We start from the raw sequence: 17,358 nt of genomic DNA on the forward strand, positions 1-17,358 counted from the left end.
CAGGAACAACCCGGGGACACCGTATTCGGTGTGCTCTTGCAAGCCACCCGACGCCGCGCATTGCGGGGAAACCTAATATGGTGTCCCCAGGTTCGTGCCAGCGTCAGGGGACACCGTATTCGGTGTCCCCGGGTCGCACCATGATCATCGGCCTCGGCTCCGACCTCTGCAACATCGAGCGTATCCAGAAGTCGCTCGACCGCTTCGGCGTGCGCTTCGAGACGCGTGTGTTCACCGACGTCGAGCAGGCCAAGGCCAACCGCCGCCCGTTCACCAAGGCCGGCACGCTGGCCAAGCGGTTCGCCGCCAAGGAAGCTTTTTCCAAGGCGGTCGGGACCGGTTTCCGCGCCGGGGTGTTCATGAAGGACATCGGCGTGGTCAACGCCCGCTCCGGCGCGCCGACGCTGGCGCTGGCGGGAGGGGCGGCAGCGCGGCTGGCGGCGATTACACCCGAAGGACATGAAGCGGTGATCCACCTGACGCTGACCGACGATCATCCTTGGGCGCAGGCGTTCGTGGTGATCGAGGCCCGGCCGATATGACAGACGACGTGCAGAACGCGGGCGTGGAACCCACGGGGACAGCGGATACGGTATCCCCGGCGCACGTCGCGGGCACACCGTATCCGGTGGTCCCTGACCAGCCGCCGAACGCGAGCGGGGACACCGAATACGGTGTCCTCGGTACCATCCCTGACGCAAAGCCCCGCGGCCCGGTTGACTGGTGGGCCGAACTGCGCGGGCTGGGCGTGATGCTGCTGGCGGTGATCGGCTTCCACAGCCTGGTCGCCAAGCCGTTCTACATCCCGTCGATCTCGATGATGCCCAACCTGCTGGTGGGGGATCGGCTGGTGGTGGCCAAGTATCCGTATGGCTGGTCGTGGGTTTCGGCCTCGTTCCACCTGCTGCCGCGCAGCACCGGGCGCCTGCTGGGCAAGACCCCGGCTTATGGCGACATCGTCATCGTCGTCCCGCCCGACCGCGACGAGGACTACATCAAGCGGGTGATCGGCCTGCCGGGCGATCGCGTGGCGGTGGTCAACGGCCAAGTCATCCTCAATGGCAAACCGGTGCCGCAGGCGGTCGAGCCCCCGCTCGAACTGCCGGTCGATGCCAACCAGCCGTGTGATGACGAGACGTTCCCGGGGCTTCGCTATCGCGATGCGATGGGCAAGGAATTCTGCCAGTTGCCGATCCTGCGCGAAACGCTGCCCAACGGCGCATCCTATCGCGTGATCGATCACCGCGACCAGCCGCTGGACCACTACCCCGAGATCACGGTGCCCAGGGATCACGTGTTCCTGATGGGTGACAACCGCGACCATTCGGCCGACAGCCGCGCGCCGGTCGAGGAAAAGGGCCTGGGCGGTCCGGTGCCGCTGGCCGATGTCGGCGGTCGCGCCGAATTCCTGACGTTCTCGCTGGACGGGGGAGAGAGCTGGAACCCGCTGAGCTGGTGGCGATCGCTGCGCGGTGAACGCGCGTGGAGCAGCCTGCGCCCGCAGTTCGCGAACCCGCGCCCAACCCAAAAGGCCGCTCCATGACCATCGACGACACCGATACTTTGCCCGACAGCCCCAAACCTTCGGCGCTATCCACCCGCGCCGGCCCGTCCGACATCAGCGACGACATGGTGCTGCGCGAGGCCAAGAAGGCCGGCGTGTGGATCGCGATGATCGCGGCGGCGGCGCTGCTGGTGCTGCTGGCGCAGCCGTTGCTGGTGATCTTCGGCGGCGTGGTGTTCGCCGCGATGATCGACGGCGGCGCACGGCTGCTGGGCCGGGTGCTCAAGATCGGCCGGGCGTGGCGGGTGGCGATCGTGCTGGTGCTGACCGCGGCGTTCCTGTTGTGGACGATCTATTTCACCGGCAGCCAGATCGCCAGCCAGGCCGCGCAGTTCCCGGCGGTGATCTCCGCGCAGTTCCAGCGCGTGCTGGCTTTCGCGCAGTTGCACGGGATCGATGTGCAACAGTTCGATGCCAAGTCGATCCTGGAAAACGCGCTGGGCGGCGTCGGTCCCGTGACTAGGGTGCTGGGCGGGCTGTTCGGGTTCGTCACGACCGTGCTGCTGATCCTGATCCTGGGCATCTACGTCGCGATCGAGCCGCGCCTCTACCAGCGCGGCCTGTCATGGATGCTGCCGGTGGGCGAGCGCGAGGATTTTCACGAGACGCTGGTGCGGATGGGCCATTCGCTGCGCCGCCTGCTCGCCGGGCGGCTGTTGGGCATGGCGTCGGAAGGGCTGGTCACCGGCCTGCTGCTCAGCTTCTGGGGTGTGCCGATGGCCGCGCTGCTGGGCCTGCTGACCGGTCTGCTGGCGTTCCTGCCCAATATCGGCGCACCGATTTCGGGCACCTTGATGATCCTGGTCGGCTTTTCGGGCGGGACCAGCATGGGGATATTCTGCATCGTCGTCTATCTCGTGGTGCAGACGGTGGACGGCAACATCATCGTGCCGATGGTCGCGCGCAAGACCGTGGACCTGGCACCCGCGCTGGTGCTGGGCGCACAGTTGATCATGGGCGTATTGTTCGGCATCCTCGGGCTGGCGCTGGCCGATCCGATCGTTGCGATGCTCAAGATCGCGCTCGAACGCCGGTCCGAACGCAACGCCGCGACGATAGCGGAAGCACAGGGATAGCGGCATGGCGCGCAAGTTCCTCTACCTCGTCGCGATCCTGATCGTGCTGGTGATTGGTTCGATGGCTGCGCTGCAGCTGTTCCCGGACCAGCTGACGCGTTTCGCGTTCGTGCCCAAGGGTGATTTCGAACCACAGCAACGGCTGGCCTCCTCGGCATACGACAACCCGGCGATGTGGCTGTCGCACCCGCGCAATGCCACCGATCCGGCGCGCTGGCTGCCGCCGGGCTGGCACGACCCGGCGGGCCTGCCGGCCTCGCGCGCGGTCGTGTTCTTCATCCATCCGACCAGCTACATCGCCCGCGATCACTGGAACGAGCCACTCGACGATGCCACCGCGCGGAACCGCGCCGGCCTGTTCGTCAGCGGCATGGCAAGCCCGTTCAACCGCGCCGCGCAAGTCTGGGCGCCGACGTATCGCCAGGCCGCGATCGGCAGCTTCCTGACCGATGCGCCCGCCGCCCGCGCAGCGGTCGATCTGGCCTACCGCGACGTGCTCAGCGCGTTCGACGCGTTTGTCGCGCAGGCGCCGGTCGATGCGCCGATCGTGCTGGCGGGGCACAGTCAGGGCTCGCTGCACCTGCTGCACCTGCTGAAGGACCGGGTTGCCGGCAAGCCGATCGCGCGGCGGATCATCGCGGTCTATGCGATCGGCTGGCCGATATCGCTGGCGCACGACCTGCCCGCCACCGGCCTGCCCGCGTGCACCGCGCCGACGCAGGCGGGCTGCCTGGCCAGCTGGATCAGCTTTGCCGAGCCCGCCGCGCCCAGCCAGTTGCTCGATGTCTATGCCGCTTCGGCCGGGCTCGATGGTCAGCGCAAGGGCACGGGCGCGGTGGTGTGCACCAACCCGCTGACCGGCGGGAACGCCCGCCCCGCCCCGGCGTCCGCCAACCTCGGCTCGCTGGTGCCGGGAGACGCAAAATCGGCGGACAGAAACCTGCTGGAGGGTGCCAGCATCGTGCCCGGCATGGTCCCGGCGCATTGCGATCCGCAAGGCCTGCTGCTGATCGGCCCGCCCCCGGCGATGGGGCCCTATGTGCTGCCGGGCAACAATTTCCACTTGTACGACATCCCGCTGTTCTGGGCCAACCTGCGGGTCGATGTCACGCAGCGCGAGGCCGCTTGGTGGGCGGGCCACGGTCCGGCGCGATGAACGATCCGCAGGCATCCGGCCAGCCGCCCGCCGCGCTTGCCCGCGCGGTCATCACCACCAGCGCCGCCGACTTCCGCGCCGCTCTGCCGGGCGGCGGCGTGCTGCTCGGGCTCGACACCGGGACCAAGACCATCGGCACGGCGCTGTGCGATGCCGGGTGGCGCTTTGCCGGCGCGGGCAAGACCGTGGTGCGCGGCAAGTTCACCGCAGACAAGGCCGTGCTGCGCGCGCTGATCGCCGAACGATCGGTCGCCGGGCTGGTGGTGGGCCTGCCGCTTAACATGGACAGCAGCGAAAGCCCGCGCAGCCAGGCGGCTCGCGCGATGGCGCGCAACCTGGCCGACCTGGGCCTGCCGATCCTGCTGTGGGACGAACGCTGGACCACGCAAGCTGCCGAACGATCGCTGATCGAACAGGACTTCAGCCGCGCCAAGCGCGCGGTGCGCATCGATTCGGCGGCCGCCGCGCTGATTCTGCAGGGCGCGATCGACGCGCTGGCAGGCAACGCGTTCTAGATGCTTCGCGCTGACGTTACGGCAACGCCGCAATCGCGCCGGCTGTCGCAATAAACCGTTGTCAGCGCCGCGCAGCCCCGGCAACACCGCACGCGATGGACAATCCCCCACCCCCGCCTCCTGCCCGTTCGCCGTGGGCGCAGGATTCGGGTTTCGATCCGGTCAAGGCCGCGGCCATCCTCAGCAGTTACGGGCACGGCGGTTTCCTCGGCATGCGCTACGAAGCGCACGGGCCGGACTGGATCGAGCTGGGGCTCGACTGGCGCGAGGATCTGGTCGGCATGGCCGAAACCGGCGTGCTCGCCTCGGGCCCGATCATCAGCCTGCTCGATAACGCCACCTCGCTGGCGGTGTGGATCCGGCGCGGCGCGTTCATGCCGCAAGTCACGCTGGACTTGCGGATCGATTATGTCCGCGCCGCGATTCCCGGCAAGGCGATCGTCGCGCGCGGCGAATGCTACCAGCTGAAACGCAGCGTCGGCTTCGTGCGCGGCATCGCGCATGACGGCGACCCCGCCGATCCGGTGGCGCATGCCACCGGCGTGTTCATGCTGCTCGGCGCCGACGGCGCATGAGCGATCCCGCCTCGCCCGTCGATCCTGCGGACATCACCGCGCAGCTGCCGCCGTATGCGCGCGCACTGGGCATCGCGGTCGATCGCATCGAACACGGCATACCGATGCTGATGGTCGATTTCGACAACCGCATCCGGGGCCGCCCCGGGTTCCTCCACGGCGGCGCGATCGGCGGCCTGCTCGAGATGGCGGCGATCGCCGCGCTGCAGGCTGAACTGCGCCGCGACGGCGGGCTGCTGAAATTGAAGCCGGTCAACATCAGCCTGGAATACATGCGCGGCGGCACCGTGCAGCGCACTTACGCGATCGGCCGGGTGACCCGCGCCGGGCGCCGCGTCGCCAATGTCAGCGCCGAAGCCTGGCAGGACAACCGCGAAAAACCGATCGCGAGCTGCTGGATGAACTTCCTGCTGTCCCCCAAGGATCAGGCTTGACCTGAGACCGGCGGCGTCAGTTACCCGAATGCCGCAGGATCACCACCAGCCCCTCGCCCGGAACCGCACCGCCCGCGGGAATCCGCACGGCATCGGCGCGCGCGCGCGTCAGGATCGCAGGCGGAATTCCCGCATCGTGGACCAGCGCATCGGCCTGCCCCAGCAGCCGCGCCTCGCGCAGCGTCAGGTCGTCGGGGTCGTCGCTGCGCAGCGTGATCTCCACCGGCGCGACATGCTGGCTGTGCGCGCCGTCAAGCCAGCCTGCCACCTGCCCGGCCGCATCGGCGCGCAGCACATCGAGCGGCCCGCCGTCTTCGAGCGCCGCATCGAGCGCGCGCCGACGGTCGGATGCTTCGGGGAACCGTGCCCTCAACCCCGCCCGCGCGGCGTGGAGCGCATCGGCCAGTGCGCCCAGCCCTTGCGGCAGCAGCCGCTCCAGCCGTAGCCGTACCGCCTTGGCCAGCCCGGCAGACGCGCCGCCAGTGCCCACCGCGATCAGCACCGGCGCGCGATCGACCAGCGAGGGCACGGTGAAATCGCACAGCTCGGGCCGGTCGGTGGCATTGACCAGCAACCCGGCGCAGCGCAGCCGGATCACGTCGCCCTCCACCGCCTGCGGATTGTCGTGCGCCACAAACGCCAGCCGCGCGCCGCGATCGACGCCTTGCTGGATGTCGGTGACGATCTCGCCGCCCGCGCGCGTCACCAGCCGTCGCTTGGCCGCCGCCGCCTCACCCTCGCCCAGCACGATCACCGGCTGGCCTGCGATCCGGTGGAACAGGGGCAGGCTCAGCATCGGCTCCGTGTCCTCAATCGAGCCATTCGGGCACGCGTTCCGCCGCCAGGATCGTCGCCGGCTCGATCCGGTCGGCGACCACGGCCCAGCGCGCGCCGTCGACCATCACTTCGGGCACCAGCGCGCGGCTGTTGTACGTGCTGGCCATCGTCGCGCCATAGGCGCCGGCGGTGCGGAACACCGCGAGATCGCCCGCCACCACGCGGTCGATCTCGCGCCCCATCGCGAACGTGTCGCTCGATTCGCAGATCGGGCCGACGATGTTGCCCAGCATCCGCTCGCCCGACGGGCTCACCGCAACGAAATCGTGCCACGCATCGTAAAGCGCGGGCCGCGCCAGATCGTTCATCGCCGCATCGACCACCACGAACGGGTTGGCCGCGCCCTGCTTCACGCGGATCACGCGGGTCAGCAGCACGCCGGTGTTGCCCGCGATCACCCGCCCCGGCTCGAACATCAGCACCGCGTCCCAGCCTGCGGTGACGCGCGCGACCATCGCCGCATAGTCGGCCGGGCTGGGATACTCGTCGCCCGCCTTGTAGGGCACGCCGATGCCGCCCCCCAGGTCCATGTGCGTCACCGTGTGGCCCGCGCCGCGAATGGCGCGCATCAGCCCGCCGATCTTGGTGAACGCGGCCTCGAGCGGGGCCAGGCTCGCCAGCTGGCTGCCGATGTGCAGCGCCAGCCCGCGCATCGCGATGCCGGGCGTTGCCGCCAGCCGCATGTAGATATCCGCCGCGCGATCGAACGGCACGCCGAACTTGTTCTCGGCCTTGCCGGTGGAGATCTTGCCGTGGGTGCCGGCATCGACATCGGGATTGACGCGCAGCACGGCGGTGGCGGTCTGGCCCATCGCGGCAGCGACGGCGGCCAGCTCGACGCCCTCTTCCTCGCTCTCGATGTTGAACTGCCCGATACCGGCCTCGATCGCGCGGCGCATTTCGGCGGCGGTCTTGCCCACGCCCGAAAACACCACGCTGTCCGGGTCCATCCCGGCGGCCAGCGCGCGCTCCATCTCTCCGCCCGAGACGACGTCGGCGCCGTAGCCTTCGGCCGCGAGCACTTTGAGCACCGCCAGATTGGGATTGGCCTTGATCGCATAGGCGATCCGCACCTGTGGCAGGATCGCCAGCGCATCGCGGAACACGCGGGCGTGGCGGGTCAGGGTGGCGCGCGAATAGACATAGACCGGGGTGCCGACGGCATCGGCGATCACGGTCAGGGGCACGTGTTCGGCGTGGAGCACGCCGTGGTGGAGTTCGAAATGGTCCATCGGGAAACTCGCGTCGGAATGGGGATTCGCGTCTGGAAACAACGCGTCAGGAAGGCCCCGGAAGAAGGCTTACGAAGAAGGTTTGTCCTCGGGCGGCAGGTCGAATGGATCGTCCGCCCGTTCCTCGGACCGTTTTCGCAGTTCCACGCTGCGTTCGGGCGACGTCTGGATCGGCTGGGCCAGCAGCTGGTCCGCCGTCGGCCGGTCCTCGCGACCGAATGGCGCAACCGGAAGCTGCTTCCCGGCGCCCGGTTGCAGTTCGTGGCGGTTGCCGCAGGCGGCCAGCGCCAGCGCGGCGACAACAACCATCGCAGCCTTTGCGGGCAACGCGGCCTTCACCGGCAATCTCGTGCGGAAACGGATCAAGCGGGCGGTCCTTCGTTCAACCCCAGCGCCACGCGCGCCTCGGCCACGCGCTTCCTTACCTCGACCGGCGCGGTTCCGCCATGGCTGGCGCGCGCCGCGACCGATGCCTCGACCGACAGCGCGGCATAGACCCGCTCGTCGATCCGCGCGTCGATCGCCGTGAGATCGGCCAGCGGCAGCGCATCGAGCGCCACGCCGCGGCTTTCCGCCAGCTTCACCGCCGCGCCGGTGATGTGGTGCGCTTCGCGGAACGGGATGCCCGCCTGGCGCACCAGCCAGTCGGCCAGATCGGTCGCGGTGGCATAGCCCAGCTCGGCCGCCGCGCGCATCCGCAACGTGCGGAACGTCGCCTCGGCCACCATCCCGGTCATCGCCGCGATCGACAGGCCGAGCAGGCTGGCTGCCTCGAACACCGGCGGCTTGTCGTCCTGCATGTCCTTGGAATAGGCGAGCGGCAGGCCCTTCATCGTCATCATCAGCGACACCAGACAGCCGGCGATCCGCCCCGAATGGCCACGCACCAGTTCGGCCGCGTCGGGGTTCTTCTTCTGCGGCATGATCGAGCTGCCAGTCGACAGGCTGTCGGGCAGCGTGACGAAACCGAACGGCTGGCTGGCCCAGATGATGAACTCCTCCGCCAGCCGCGACAGGTGCAGCGAACACTGCGCGGCGGCCATCAGATAATCGATGGCGAAATCGCGGTCGGATACTGAATCGAGGCTGTTGGCGGTCGGGCCGTCGAAGCCGAGCGCCGTCGCGGTCATCGCCCGGTCGATGGGAAAGCCCGTTCCCGCCAGCGCAGCGGCGCCCAGCGGGCACTGGTTCATCCGCGTCCGCGCATCGGCAAAGCGCGACCGGTCGCGCCGCGCCATCTCGTAATAGGCCATCAGGTGATGCCCCAGCGTCACCGGCTGCGCGGTCTGCAGGTGGGTGAAACCGGGCATGATGGAGTCGGCGTGCTCGCCCGCCCGCGTCACCAGCGCGACCTGCAGCGCGGCGAGCCCGGCATCGACCTGCTCGCACGCCTCGCGCACCCACAGGCGGAAGTCGGTCGCGACCTGATCGTTGCGGCTGCGCGCGGTGTGCAGCCGCCCCGCCGCCGGGCCGATCAGCATGGCCAGCCGGCTTTCGGTGGTCATGTGGATGTCTTCGAGGTCCCAGTCCTCGGGCACGCCGTCGGCTGCGTATTCGGCGGCGATGGTATCGAGCCCGGCCGCGATCGCGGCGGCGTCCTCCCCGCTGACGATGGCCTGCCTGGCCAGCATCGCGACATGCGCCTTGGACGCGGCGATGTCCTGCCGCCACAGAGCCTTGTCGAACGGAATCGAGGCGTTTATCTCGCGCATGATTGCCGATGGCCCCGCAGCGAAGCGGCCGCCCCACATCTGATTGGAGCCCGCCTTGCCGTTAGTGCCTTCGCCGTTCATGATTTCGCGATCCGCCAAGTCCCTGGTCTCCGTCAGCACCGTGGTGGCGCTTTGCGCGGTGATCGCGCTTGGCGGGTGCGATAGGCAAAGCCCCGGCGCGGCGCAACCGGGCAGCAAAAGTGCGGCTGGCGGCGTGGCAGGCGCCAGCGCCGGCGAAACGGTCGGCGGCCCGGACGCGGCGCAAGGCGGCGGGGACGCGTTCAACGGCACGCTCGACATCGCCAGCCGCGGATCGCAGATGCCCGATTTCACCGTGGAAGACCCGGCAGGCAAGACGCTGCGCCTGCCCGATCTCAAGGGCAAGCCGGTGCTGGTCAACTTGTGGGCAACATGGTGCGGGCCGTGCGTGCTGGAAATGCCCATGCTCGACAAGCTGGCCGCCGCGCACGAGGGCACACTGCGCGTGGTCACCGTATCGCAGGACATGCAAGGGGCGGACAAGGTGAAGCCGTTCTTCGCCACGCACAGCTTCGCGCATCTCGAACCGTGGATGGACGCCAAGAACGACCTCGGCTTCCACTACAACACCGGGCTGCTGCCGACGACGGTGCTCTACGATGCACAAGGGCGCGAAGTGTGGCGCATGGTCGGCGCGCACGACTGGTCGGGCCCGCGCACCGACGCCATGCTGGCCGATGTGCTGGCGGCGAAATAACGAGGTTGCCGAAGCGCCTTGGCCATGGTGGGCGGTGAGGGGCTCGAACCCCCGACCCTCTCGGTGTAAACGAGATGCTCTACCAACTGAGCTAACCGCCCCACGCCAGGATGCGGCGCTATTGCTTGGGTTTCGCGGCAAGGTCAACCGTCTGGGGGTGGCAATAGACGCCGCCCGGTTGTTGCCGTGGCCGACCGGAGGGCGATGGGCGGCCCAAACGAAGCGCGTCGGGCCGCCCGGCGCGATGGGACGGACGCCGATGGGATGGACGCCGATGGACTGGACGCCGATGGACTGGAGTTTGCCGGCAATGTCGTCCGGTTCAGCAGCGCCGCATTAGACCATCGCTCGCATGGCGCCTAAGCCATCGTCGGCCTGGGCCACGATTTCCACATTCTCAGACCCCGGCGAAAGCAACCATGCGCACCTCGATCCTCCTTGCTGTTGCTGCTGCGGCGGCGACCCTGCCCGCACCGGCGCTGGCCCAACAGGACGCGGATGGCGATGATGGCCCGGGGCGTCCCGTTACCGAGGTGACCGTCACGGCGCGCCGGCTGGATGCCGCGCTCGAAAATGTCAGCTCGGCCATGGGGGCTTCGGTCTATGCGCTGAGCAACGATACCGTGGAGGGTCGGCCGAGCGGGGAGACGGTAACGATCAGCCAGATCCTGCTGCAGGCGCCCGGCGTCACCCAGGACGCTTCGGGGCAACTGCGGCTGCGACAATCGCAGGGCTCGCTGCAATATCGCATCAACAACGTCATCCTGCCCGATGGCCTGACCGACCCCGGCGACACCCTGAGCGCCAGGCTGGCCTCCAGGGTCGAGCTCGTCACCGGCGCGTTGCCGGCCCAGTACGGGCTGCAGGCCGGCGGGGTGGTCAACATCAAGACCAAGGATGGCGTGTATCTGGCCGGCGGGCAGGCCGAACTGTACGGTGGCAGCCACGCCACGATCCAGCCCGCGTTCGAATATGGCGGATCGGCCGGCACGCTCAACTATTTCGCCTCGGGCCAGTATCAGCGCGGCAACGCCGGCATCGCCAGCACCGATGGCAGCGCGAACCGGCGCCACGATCGTACGGTCCAGGGTGAAGGACTGCTGTTTCTCGACCGCGTCATCGGATCGCAGGACCGGGTATCGCTGATCGTGTCGGCGTCGGATGAGCGGTTCCAGATCCCCGATCCGCGCGGCAATGCAGGCACGACGCCGCCGTTGGGCGCGCTGACCCGCAACGCCAACCGGTTTGCCGTGCTCAGCCTGCTGCACACGACCGACCGGTTCACGCTGCAACTGGCAGGCTTCGTCCGCTCCTCGCTCCTCGTGCTCGATACCAGCGATGGCGGAGATGTCGGATATTTCGGCTACGGTCGCGCGTCTCGCGAGACCGCCGACAGTTTCGGCTTCCAGGCCGAAGTCTCGTACGAACCGGTCGAGGCCCATACGCTGCGCGGCGGCGTGGTCGTTGCCTCCGCGCTGAACAAGGGCAGTGCGACGACGCTGGCCTACCCGGTGGATGCCTCGGGACGCCCGACATCGACGACCCTGCTCGCGTTCAAGGACAGCGATCGCACCCGCCGCCGCACCGACAGCCTGTTTGCCCAGGACGAATGGCGGCTGGGTGACAAGGTGACACTCAACTGGGGTGCGCGGGTCGATCACGTTGCGGATGGGGGCGATGCCACGGCATTCAGCCCACGCGCCAGCGCCGTATGGCGCCCCGGTTCGTCCACCACGATCCATCTCGGCTATGCCCGCTACTTCCTGCCCGCGCCGATCGAGAACGGCAGCAGCGACGGGGCCGACCTGATCGCCACCACCGCCCGCCTGCCCGGCCGGCACAGCGACGGGCTCAAGGCGGAAACCGACGATTACTACGACATCGGGGCGCAACAGAAGCTGGGCGACCTGACCTTGGGCATCGATGCCTACTGGCGCGCTGCGACCAACCTGCTCGAAGAAGTGCAGCTGGCGGGATCGTACCGCACCCTCACCTTCAATTACGCCACCGGCCGCGTTCGCGGGATCGAGGTGACCGCAACGTACGCCGCAGGCGGACTTGCCGCATGGGCCAATATCGCGGTGGGACAAGCGCGAGGACGGCAGATCGGGTCGAACCAGGCCTACTTCGCGCCTGACGTCGTGGCATACGCAACCGATCATGCCGTGGCGACCACCGGCGCGCAGACCGTCACGGCATCGGGTGGGCTGGGCTATCGCTGGGATCGGTTTCGCTTGGCCGGCGACGTCCTGATCGGCAGCGGCCTTCCGCGAACCGCCCCGGGCGGCATCCCGGATGGAAGCAATCTGCCCGCCTACGCACAGGCCAATCTCAGCGCAGTCTGGCGCGCTGCAAACTTTGACGGACACCCATTCGACGTTCGCGTCGATGTCATCAACCTGTTCGATGCCCGCTACCGTCTGCGCGACGGCACCGGGCTGGTCGCGGGACCGGTGGGATGGGGGCCGCGACGCGGGTTGTTCGTCGGCATCGAACAAGGGTTTTGAACCCGCTCAATGCGGCGTGGGTGCCTCGGCGATCACCTCGCCATGCGCCGTCGCGGCGTGCAGTTCGCCCTTGAACGCGTAATGCCCCGCAGCGGCCCGACCACGAATGTGGCCCGCTCATGCGGTTTGAGGTCACGGTCGACGTGAAGCTCGTCGCTGTCGAAATCATCGGCGGTGGCATCGCGGTTGGTGACGTCGAACGTGATCTTCTGCCCGGCCGGAACGCGGATCGAATCGGGCGTGAAACGATGGTCTTTCAGCGTGATGATCACGACCGGCTTGTCGGCAGCAGCACTAGCGGACACGGCGCCGGATGCGAAACCGGCCAGGGCCAGGGCTTGGAATAGGCGTTTCACAGGATCTCCTGATGTGAGCGGCAGTCACGCGCAATAGCACTAAAATGTCCGCCCGCAGCCCTGTCAGGCGAGCGTCGGGTGCGGACCAAGTTTGTGACCTTTTCATGACGCAGGCCAATCAAATACCTGTCACGCAAACGTCTTCAAACTGCATCCAAGCGGTCATGAATCGCTGTTAGCCGCACCCCAGCTTAGGGGAGTTTCAAGGCGTTATGCGCAATCCGTTCACCGTCCGCCGTTTCGGTCTCATGACTGGAATTTCCGCAATTGCGCTGCTGGCCAGCCCCGCGCATGCCGAAGATGCGACGACGCCTTCGACGACGAAGACCGGCATCGCGGAAGGCTCCGACATTGTCGTGACCGCGACGCGCATCAATGAAATCGCGCCGACGACGGCGTCGCTCGAAGCCAAGCAGCCGCAGTCGATCGTCAGCCGCTCGCTGATAGAGGATTCGCTGCCCGCCACCGCCGACTTCGACCAGATCGCGCTGATCACCCCGTCGGTTTCGAACTTCAACGGCAACAACGGCGTCGGCCTGTCGGAATCCAAGGCGCAGATCCGCGGCTTCCAGGACGGCGAGTTCAACATCACTTATGACGGCGTGCCGTTTGGCGACACCAACGATCCGACCCACCATTCGACCACGTTCTTCCCGTCGAACACCATCGAGACGCTGGTCGTCGATCGTGGCCCCGGCAACGCCAGCCAGCTTGGCCAGGCAACGTTCGGCGGCAACATCAATCTGTTCAGCCGCGCCGCGCGCGATGAATTCGGCGGCCAGGTCAAGGCCAGCTACGGCAGCTTCAACACCTACCTCCTGCGCGGGTTGCTCAACACCGGCAATCTTGGCGGCGACGGGATCAAGGCGGTCGTGACCGGCCAGTACGTTCACACTGACGGCGCGTTGAGCTATGAAAAATATCGCAACTACAACCTGTTCGGCAAGATCGTGGTGCCGCTGGGCACCGACGTGAAGCTGACCTTCCTGGGCACCTACAACAACAACCGGTTCAATCAGCCCGACAAGGACGGATCGACGCTGTTCCAGCAGGCGCAGTTCGGCAAGGATTTCAGCCTCAACGCCGATCCCAAGACGCCGCAGTATTTCGGGTACAACCACACCGACAAGACGACCGACTTCGAGATCGCCACGCTGGAAGCGCACATCGCGCCGGGCAGCGTGCTGACCAACCAGGCCTATACCTACTACTATGACAACGAGACGCTGTCGGCGCTCGACGTGACCGGCGCGACCGCCAACACCACCACGCTGGCCGACGGCAAGACCAAGGTGGTCGGTGACGTTCCCGGCTATACCAAGACCAACAAGTACCGCGTCTATGGCGACATCATGAAGCTGCGCCTGAAGCTGACCGACTTTGCGACGGTGACGACCGGTGCCTGGCTCGAATGGAGCCGCACCTATCGCCAGCAGACCGACGTCGATCTCAACACCGGCGGTTTCAACTACATCGAAAAGAAGGTGACCAACCCGGTCACCGGCGCGCTCACCCCGCTGTACGTGAAGTTCGACCAGAACAGCCAGGGCAACCACACCGAGGAATTCGTCGAGCTGGAACTGCGTCCGGTTCCGGCGCTGACGATCACGCCTGGCTTCAAGCACGTCGATTTCGGGCGCAAGATCATCGCCGCTTACAACCAGACCACGCGGTATGCCCAGACCGTGACGGGTGACTACAAGGCCAACCTGCCGTTCGTGCAGGCGAACTGGGCGATCACGCCGATGCTGTCCGCCTATGCCGAATATGCTCGCGGCTTCCTCGCTCCGCCGCTGGGCGCATTGTATGTCGCCAACCCGCAGTTCTCGAATCTCGAGCCCGAACGGTCGACCAATTACCAGGCGGGCGTGGTTTATCACGGCGAGCGTCTGTCGTTCGATTTCGACGCCTATCACATCAAGTTCACCAACAAGTTCGTGAGCTTCTCCTCGCCGGTCGCCGGCGTCGGCACGGTGTTCACCAATATCGGCGGGGCGGTCTACAAGGGCGTGGAAGGCCAGGTGGCCTTCGCGCTGACCCCCAACATCGCGGTGTTCGCCAACGGATCGATCAACAGCGCCAAGGCCAGCGACACCGGACTGCAGATCGCCCAGGCGCCGAAAAGCACCGCGGCCGGCGGCGTGATCGTCAAGCAGGGACCGTTCAAGTTCTCGGTGATCGACAAGTTCACCGGGCCGCAGTCGGCCACCGGCGATGGCAACCCGGTCTATGACATCAAGAGCTACAACACCGCCATCATTGCGGCGAGCTACGAGTTCGGACCGTTTCGCGCCGGGATCGAAGTGACCGATGCGTTCGGTTCGCGTCGCGTCACGCAAATCGCGCCGAACAGCAAGACGGTGGCCGCGTCCGCCGGCCTGCCGTTGGCGAACAACTTCGACCAGTACTACTACCAGCCCGGCCGGGCGGTTACGGGCGACATCACGGTGGTGTTCTGATGCGCGGGCTGCTGGTTTTCGCCAGTGCCGCGCTGATCGCCACATCGCCACCGGCGGCATCGATGCTGACACCGCAGGATCTCGATCCGGCGCTGGTCCTGCCGCCGCCGCCCGCGCCGACCTCGGCGCAGGCAGCTGCCGAACTGGCTGAATTACGTGCGGTCGAAGCTGCGCGCACCGATGCGATGCTGGTAGCGGCCCAGCACGACAGCGAAACCAAGAATGCCTCGATCTTCGCCGATGCCATCGGTCCGGCCTTACAGCTCGATCGCCTGCCGGCGACCGCGCGCCTGATGGGGGACGTGCGGATGGCCGAAAAGGATGCCGCCGATCGCGCCAAGCTGCACTTCCGCCGCAGCCGGCCGTGGGTCGCCGCGCCCGGCCTGAAGCATTGCGGCAAGGGCGACGATGCCGACTGGTCGAGCTATCCCAGCGGGCACACCACCATGGCATACGCGATGGCAGCGGTCCTCGCGCGGCTGCTGCCGGGCAAGGCCACCCCGATCATGGCGCGCGCCGCCAGCTATGGCGAAAGCCGCATCGTGTGCGAAGTCCACTTCCGCAGCGACGTGACCGGCGGCGAGACGCTGGGTCTGGTCGTTGCCGAACGATTGATGGCCAAGCCTGCCTTCCTGACCGATTTTACCGCGGCGCGTGACGAGCTTGCGCACGACAGGCGGTTCGCCGACGGTATCGAAAGCCCGACGCGGTAGTTCTGCTGAATCCCCATGCGGGATTGAACCGGTCCCCTCGGCGGACCTGTTGCAGCAAGCGTTCGTTCGGGCGTGCTTTGATTGCGTACGCGCACGATGATCGCGGTCAGGATGGCGCCTTGCCCGCTGCGGCCGGCGACCGCTGCGCTTTGCGCTCGTCCGGCAAACTGTTGTTGTGCTGGCTTCCCACAGTGCTATTTCCGGCAGACCAACGATCAGCGGTCATTCATCCAGGCATGTGCATTTCGCCGACTGCAAGTAGCAACGCTATCCGCTTTTCTGCTCATTTTACTCGGGCGCTTGGCGTTGCGTGGCGGCGGACGGAGACCGTTTGAATAATGCTTTCCCTGTACTTTGCCGCGGCCAGCCTGACCCCGCAACCGTTCGTGCCGCCACTGCTCGATGTGTCGAACACCCGGCCATTCGCGCCCGAACCGTCGGTTCCGACCGTGGTTGCCTCACTGCCGGGCGGACCGAAGATCCAGGTTGCCGATCCGGCTTCGGCGCCGGTTGCCGATCCGGTGACAGCCCCTGTAGCCGCTCCTGTCGCAGCACCGGTGGTCGATGCCGCCACGGCGCCTGTTGGCGATCCTGCTGCTGCTCCAGTGGTCGATCCTGCGCCTGACACCAACGCCGCGCAAGCGAGCGCTCCGGCCGATGACGATCCTGCGTTTACCGAAGCGCGCATTCCCGGCGACGCCGATCCGCTGGCGCCGATCAACCGCATTTCCTATGCGATCTCCCAGCCGATCGATCGCTTCATCCTGCGCCCTGCCGCGATCGTCTATACCAAGGTGGTGCCCAAGCCGGCGCGCGATGGCGCGCGCAACGCCATCCAGAACCTATCCGAGCCGCTGGTCATCTTCAACGACCTAGTCCAGCTGCATCCGCACCGCGCGGTGGCAGGCGTGGTTAGGTTCCTGATCAATTCGGTGTTCGGCATCGGTGGTCTGATCGACGTGGCCAAGCGCAAGCCGTTCCACATTCGCCACCACGCCAATGGCTTTGGCGATACGCTGGGCTATTACGGGGTGGGTCCGATCCTGTACCTCTACCTGCCCGTGCTGGGTCCGACGACGCTGCGCGACACCGCCGGCGATTTTGGCGATGCGTTTGCCCAGCCGCGGATCCTCTACAAGATCACGCACCCAGACAGCGACCGGCCGATCTGGCGCAACAGCCTGAACCTGGGCAAGACCGGCACGGTCATCCGCGTGGTCGACGGCCTCGACAAGCGCGCCGAGGTCGATCAGGAACTCGAATCGATCCGCAGGGACTCGGTCGATCCTTATGCCACGCTGCGGGCCAGTTATCTGCAGGACCGGGCGGGCGAGATCGCGGCGCTGAAGGCAAAGCCGGTGGCGGAAGGAGCAGTGCTCGATCCGGTCGATCCGGCCACGGACCCGTTGGCGGACCCTCTGCCGGACCCGGACCGGGCTCCGCCGAAATAAGCCCCAAATCAGCTTGATCGTGCTGCCACCCCGGC

General features: G+C 67.2%; 17 protein-coding genes and 1 tRNA gene. 12 read left to right on the forward strand and 6 right to left on the reverse strand.

Features of this window, described 5'->3' with window-relative positions; genetic code table 11:
- Window positions 1-140 precede the first annotated feature (140 nt).
- The 7 genes from acpS to NL2_RS12230 all read left to right on the forward strand — a co-directional run bounded on the left by acpS (window position 141) and on the right by NL2_RS12230 (window position 5,320).
- Window positions 141-542, forward strand: coding sequence for a holo-ACP synthase (gene acpS / locus NL2_RS12200; protein ID WP_068075583.1), 402 nt, complete (start codon window positions 141-143; stop codon window positions 540-542).
- Window positions 539-1,543, forward strand: a complete 1,005-nt coding sequence (gene lepB, locus NL2_RS12205) for a signal peptidase I (RefSeq protein ID WP_084356060.1) — start codon at window positions 539-541, stop codon at window positions 1,541-1,543. The genes acpS and lepB overlap by 4 nt, the downstream gene beginning before the upstream one ends.
- A complete protein-coding gene (locus NL2_RS12210; RefSeq protein ID WP_068075586.1) occupies window positions 1,540-2,640 on the forward strand; it encodes an AI-2E family transporter in 1,101 nt (366 codons plus the stop codon). Before lepB ends, NL2_RS12210 begins: the two co-directional genes overlap by 4 nt.
- A gap of 4 nt (window positions 2,641-2,644) precedes the next feature.
- Entirely contained in the window at window positions 2,645-3,796 is a 1,152-nt protein-coding gene (locus tag NL2_RS12215; RefSeq protein ID WP_068075589.1) for a DUF3089 domain-containing protein, read from the forward strand.
- Window positions 3,793-4,311 carry a Holliday junction resolvase RuvX gene (ruvX, locus tag NL2_RS12220; protein WP_068075765.1) on the forward strand — a complete coding sequence of 173 codons (519 nt, stop codon included), beginning with the start codon at window positions 3,793-3,795 and terminating at the stop codon, window positions 4,309-4,311. The genes NL2_RS12215 and ruvX overlap by 4 nt, the downstream gene beginning before the upstream one ends.
- Before the next feature lie 95 nt (window positions 4,312-4,406).
- Window positions 4,407-4,886 (forward strand): PaaI family thioesterase, encoded by a 480-nt coding sequence (locus tag NL2_RS12225; protein ID WP_068075592.1) that lies wholly within the window; start codon window positions 4,407-4,409, stop codon window positions 4,884-4,886.
- On the forward strand, window positions 4,883-5,320 hold the full coding sequence (locus NL2_RS12230; protein WP_068075595.1) for a PaaI family thioesterase: 438 nt from the start codon (window positions 4,883-4,885) through the stop codon (window positions 5,318-5,320). Before NL2_RS12225 ends, NL2_RS12230 begins: the two co-directional genes overlap by 4 nt.
- Before the next feature lie 16 nt (window positions 5,321-5,336).
- Here the strand turns inward: NL2_RS12230 and NL2_RS12235 are convergent, their stop codons facing one another.
- The 4 genes from NL2_RS12235 to argH all read right to left on the reverse strand — a co-directional run bounded on the left by NL2_RS12235 (window position 5,337) and on the right by argH (window position 9,140).
- The gene (locus NL2_RS12235; RefSeq protein ID WP_068075598.1) at window positions 5,337-6,116 is read right to left on the reverse strand and encodes a precorrin-2 dehydrogenase/sirohydrochlorin ferrochelatase family protein; all 780 of its coding nucleotides are present in this window, start codon (window positions 6,114-6,116) and stop codon (window positions 5,337-5,339) included.
- Window positions 6,117-6,129: 13 nt separating this feature from the next.
- Window positions 6,130-7,389, reverse strand: a complete 1,260-nt coding sequence (gene lysA / locus NL2_RS12240; protein ID WP_068075601.1) for a diaminopimelate decarboxylase — start codon at window positions 7,387-7,389, stop codon at window positions 6,130-6,132.
- A gap of 69 nt (window positions 7,390-7,458) precedes the next feature.
- Complete coding sequence (locus NL2_RS12245; protein WP_439646898.1) at window positions 7,459-7,755, reverse strand: hypothetical protein; 297 nt, start codon at window positions 7,753-7,755, stop codon at window positions 7,459-7,461.
- Entirely contained in the window at window positions 7,752-9,140 is a 1,389-nt protein-coding gene (argH, locus tag NL2_RS12250; protein ID WP_068075771.1) for an argininosuccinate lyase, read from the reverse strand. The genes NL2_RS12245 and argH overlap by 4 nt, the downstream gene beginning before the upstream one ends.
- Window positions 9,141-9,180: 40 nt before the next feature.
- Here argH and NL2_RS12255 point away from each other — a divergent pair, with 40 nt between their 5' ends.
- A complete protein-coding gene (locus tag NL2_RS12255) occupies window positions 9,181-9,837 on the forward strand; it encodes a TlpA family protein disulfide reductase (RefSeq protein ID WP_084356061.1) in 657 nt (218 codons plus the stop codon).
- Between the two features lie 25 nt (window positions 9,838-9,862).
- Here NL2_RS12255 and NL2_RS12260 read toward each other — a convergent pair.
- Window positions 9,863-9,938: transfer RNA gene (locus NL2_RS12260), tRNA-Val, on the reverse strand.
- A gap of 318 nt (window positions 9,939-10,256) precedes the next feature.
- On the opposite strand from NL2_RS12260, the gene NL2_RS12265 reads away from it, so the two are divergent.
- On the forward strand, window positions 10,257-12,344 hold the full coding sequence (locus NL2_RS12265; protein ID WP_068075604.1) for a TonB-dependent receptor: 2,088 nt from the start codon (window positions 10,257-10,259) through the stop codon (window positions 12,342-12,344).
- A 32-nt stretch (window positions 12,345-12,376) separates the two neighbouring features.
- On the opposite strand, the gene NL2_RS12270 is transcribed toward NL2_RS12265, so the two are convergent.
- On the reverse strand, window positions 12,377-12,700 hold the full coding sequence (locus NL2_RS12270; RefSeq protein WP_068075607.1) for a cupredoxin domain-containing protein: 324 nt from the start codon (window positions 12,698-12,700) through the stop codon (window positions 12,377-12,379).
- Window positions 12,701-12,912: 212 nt separating this feature from the next.
- Here NL2_RS12270 and NL2_RS12275 point away from each other — a divergent pair, with 212 nt between their 5' ends.
- From NL2_RS12275 to NL2_RS12285, 3 genes are all read left to right on the forward strand, one after another.
- Window positions 12,913-15,159 carry a TonB-dependent receptor gene (locus NL2_RS12275; RefSeq protein ID WP_068075610.1) on the forward strand — a complete coding sequence of 749 codons (2,247 nt, stop codon included), beginning with the start codon at window positions 12,913-12,915 and terminating at the stop codon, window positions 15,157-15,159.
- Window positions 15,159-15,872 (forward strand): phosphatase PAP2 family protein, encoded by a 714-nt coding sequence (locus NL2_RS21635; RefSeq protein ID WP_245647673.1) that lies wholly within the window; start codon window positions 15,159-15,161, stop codon window positions 15,870-15,872. Before NL2_RS12275 ends, NL2_RS21635 begins: the two co-directional genes overlap by 1 nt.
- 338 nt (window positions 15,873-16,210) lie before the next feature.
- Complete coding sequence (locus NL2_RS12285) at window positions 16,211-17,323, forward strand: MlaA family lipoprotein (RefSeq protein ID WP_068075613.1); 1,113 nt, start codon at window positions 16,211-16,213, stop codon at window positions 17,321-17,323.
- Window positions 17,324-17,358: the final 35 nt, after the last annotated feature.

The organism is Novosphingobium lentum NBRC 107847, assembly GCF_001590965.1.
Lineage (GTDB): Bacteria > Pseudomonadota > Alphaproteobacteria > Sphingomonadales > Sphingomonadaceae > Novosphingobium > Novosphingobium lentum.

Excerpts from the sequence above, each read along its gene's own strand:
- acpS (WP_068075583.1), top strand. The coding sequence starts at position 141 with ATGATCATCGGCCTCGGCTCCGACCTCTGCAACATCGAGCGTATCCAG.
- lepB (WP_084356060.1), top strand. The coding sequence starts at position 539 with ATGACAGACGACGTGCAGAACGCGGGCGTGGAACCCACGGGGACAGCG.
- NL2_RS12210 (WP_068075586.1), top strand. The coding sequence starts at position 1,540 with ATGACCATCGACGACACCGATACTTTGCCCGACAGCCCCAAACCTTCG.
- NL2_RS12215 (WP_068075589.1), top strand. The coding sequence starts at position 2,645 with ATGGCGCGCAAGTTCCTCTACCTCGTCGCGATCCTGATCGTGCTGGTG.
- ruvX (WP_068075765.1), top strand. The coding sequence starts at position 3,793 with ATGAACGATCCGCAGGCATCCGGCCAGCCGCCCGCCGCGCTTGCCCGC.
- NL2_RS12225 (WP_068075592.1), top strand. The coding sequence starts at position 4,407 with ATGGACAATCCCCCACCCCCGCCTCCTGCCCGTTCGCCGTGGGCGCAG.
- NL2_RS12230 (WP_068075595.1), top strand. The coding sequence starts at position 4,883 with ATGAGCGATCCCGCCTCGCCCGTCGATCCTGCGGACATCACCGCGCAG.
- NL2_RS12235 (WP_068075598.1), bottom strand. The coding sequence starts at position 6,116 with ATGCTGAGCCTGCCCCTGTTCCACCGGATCGCAGGCCAGCCGGTGATC.
- lysA (WP_068075601.1), bottom strand. The coding sequence starts at position 7,389 with ATGGACCATTTCGAACTCCACCACGGCGTGCTCCACGCCGAACACGTG.
- argH (WP_068075771.1), bottom strand. The coding sequence starts at position 9,140 with ATGTGGGGCGGCCGCTTCGCTGCGGGGCCATCGGCAATCATGCGCGAG.
- NL2_RS12255 (WP_084356061.1), top strand. The coding sequence starts at position 9,181 with ATGATTTCGCGATCCGCCAAGTCCCTGGTCTCCGTCAGCACCGTGGTG.
- NL2_RS12265 (WP_068075604.1), top strand. The coding sequence starts at position 10,257 with ATGCGCACCTCGATCCTCCTTGCTGTTGCTGCTGCGGCGGCGACCCTG.
- NL2_RS12275 (WP_068075610.1), top strand. The coding sequence starts at position 12,913 with ATGCGCAATCCGTTCACCGTCCGCCGTTTCGGTCTCATGACTGGAATT.
- NL2_RS21635 (WP_245647673.1), top strand. The coding sequence starts at position 15,159 with ATGCGCGGGCTGCTGGTTTTCGCCAGTGCCGCGCTGATCGCCACATCG.
- NL2_RS12285 (WP_068075613.1), top strand. The coding sequence starts at position 16,211 with ATGCTTTCCCTGTACTTTGCCGCGGCCAGCCTGACCCCGCAACCGTTC.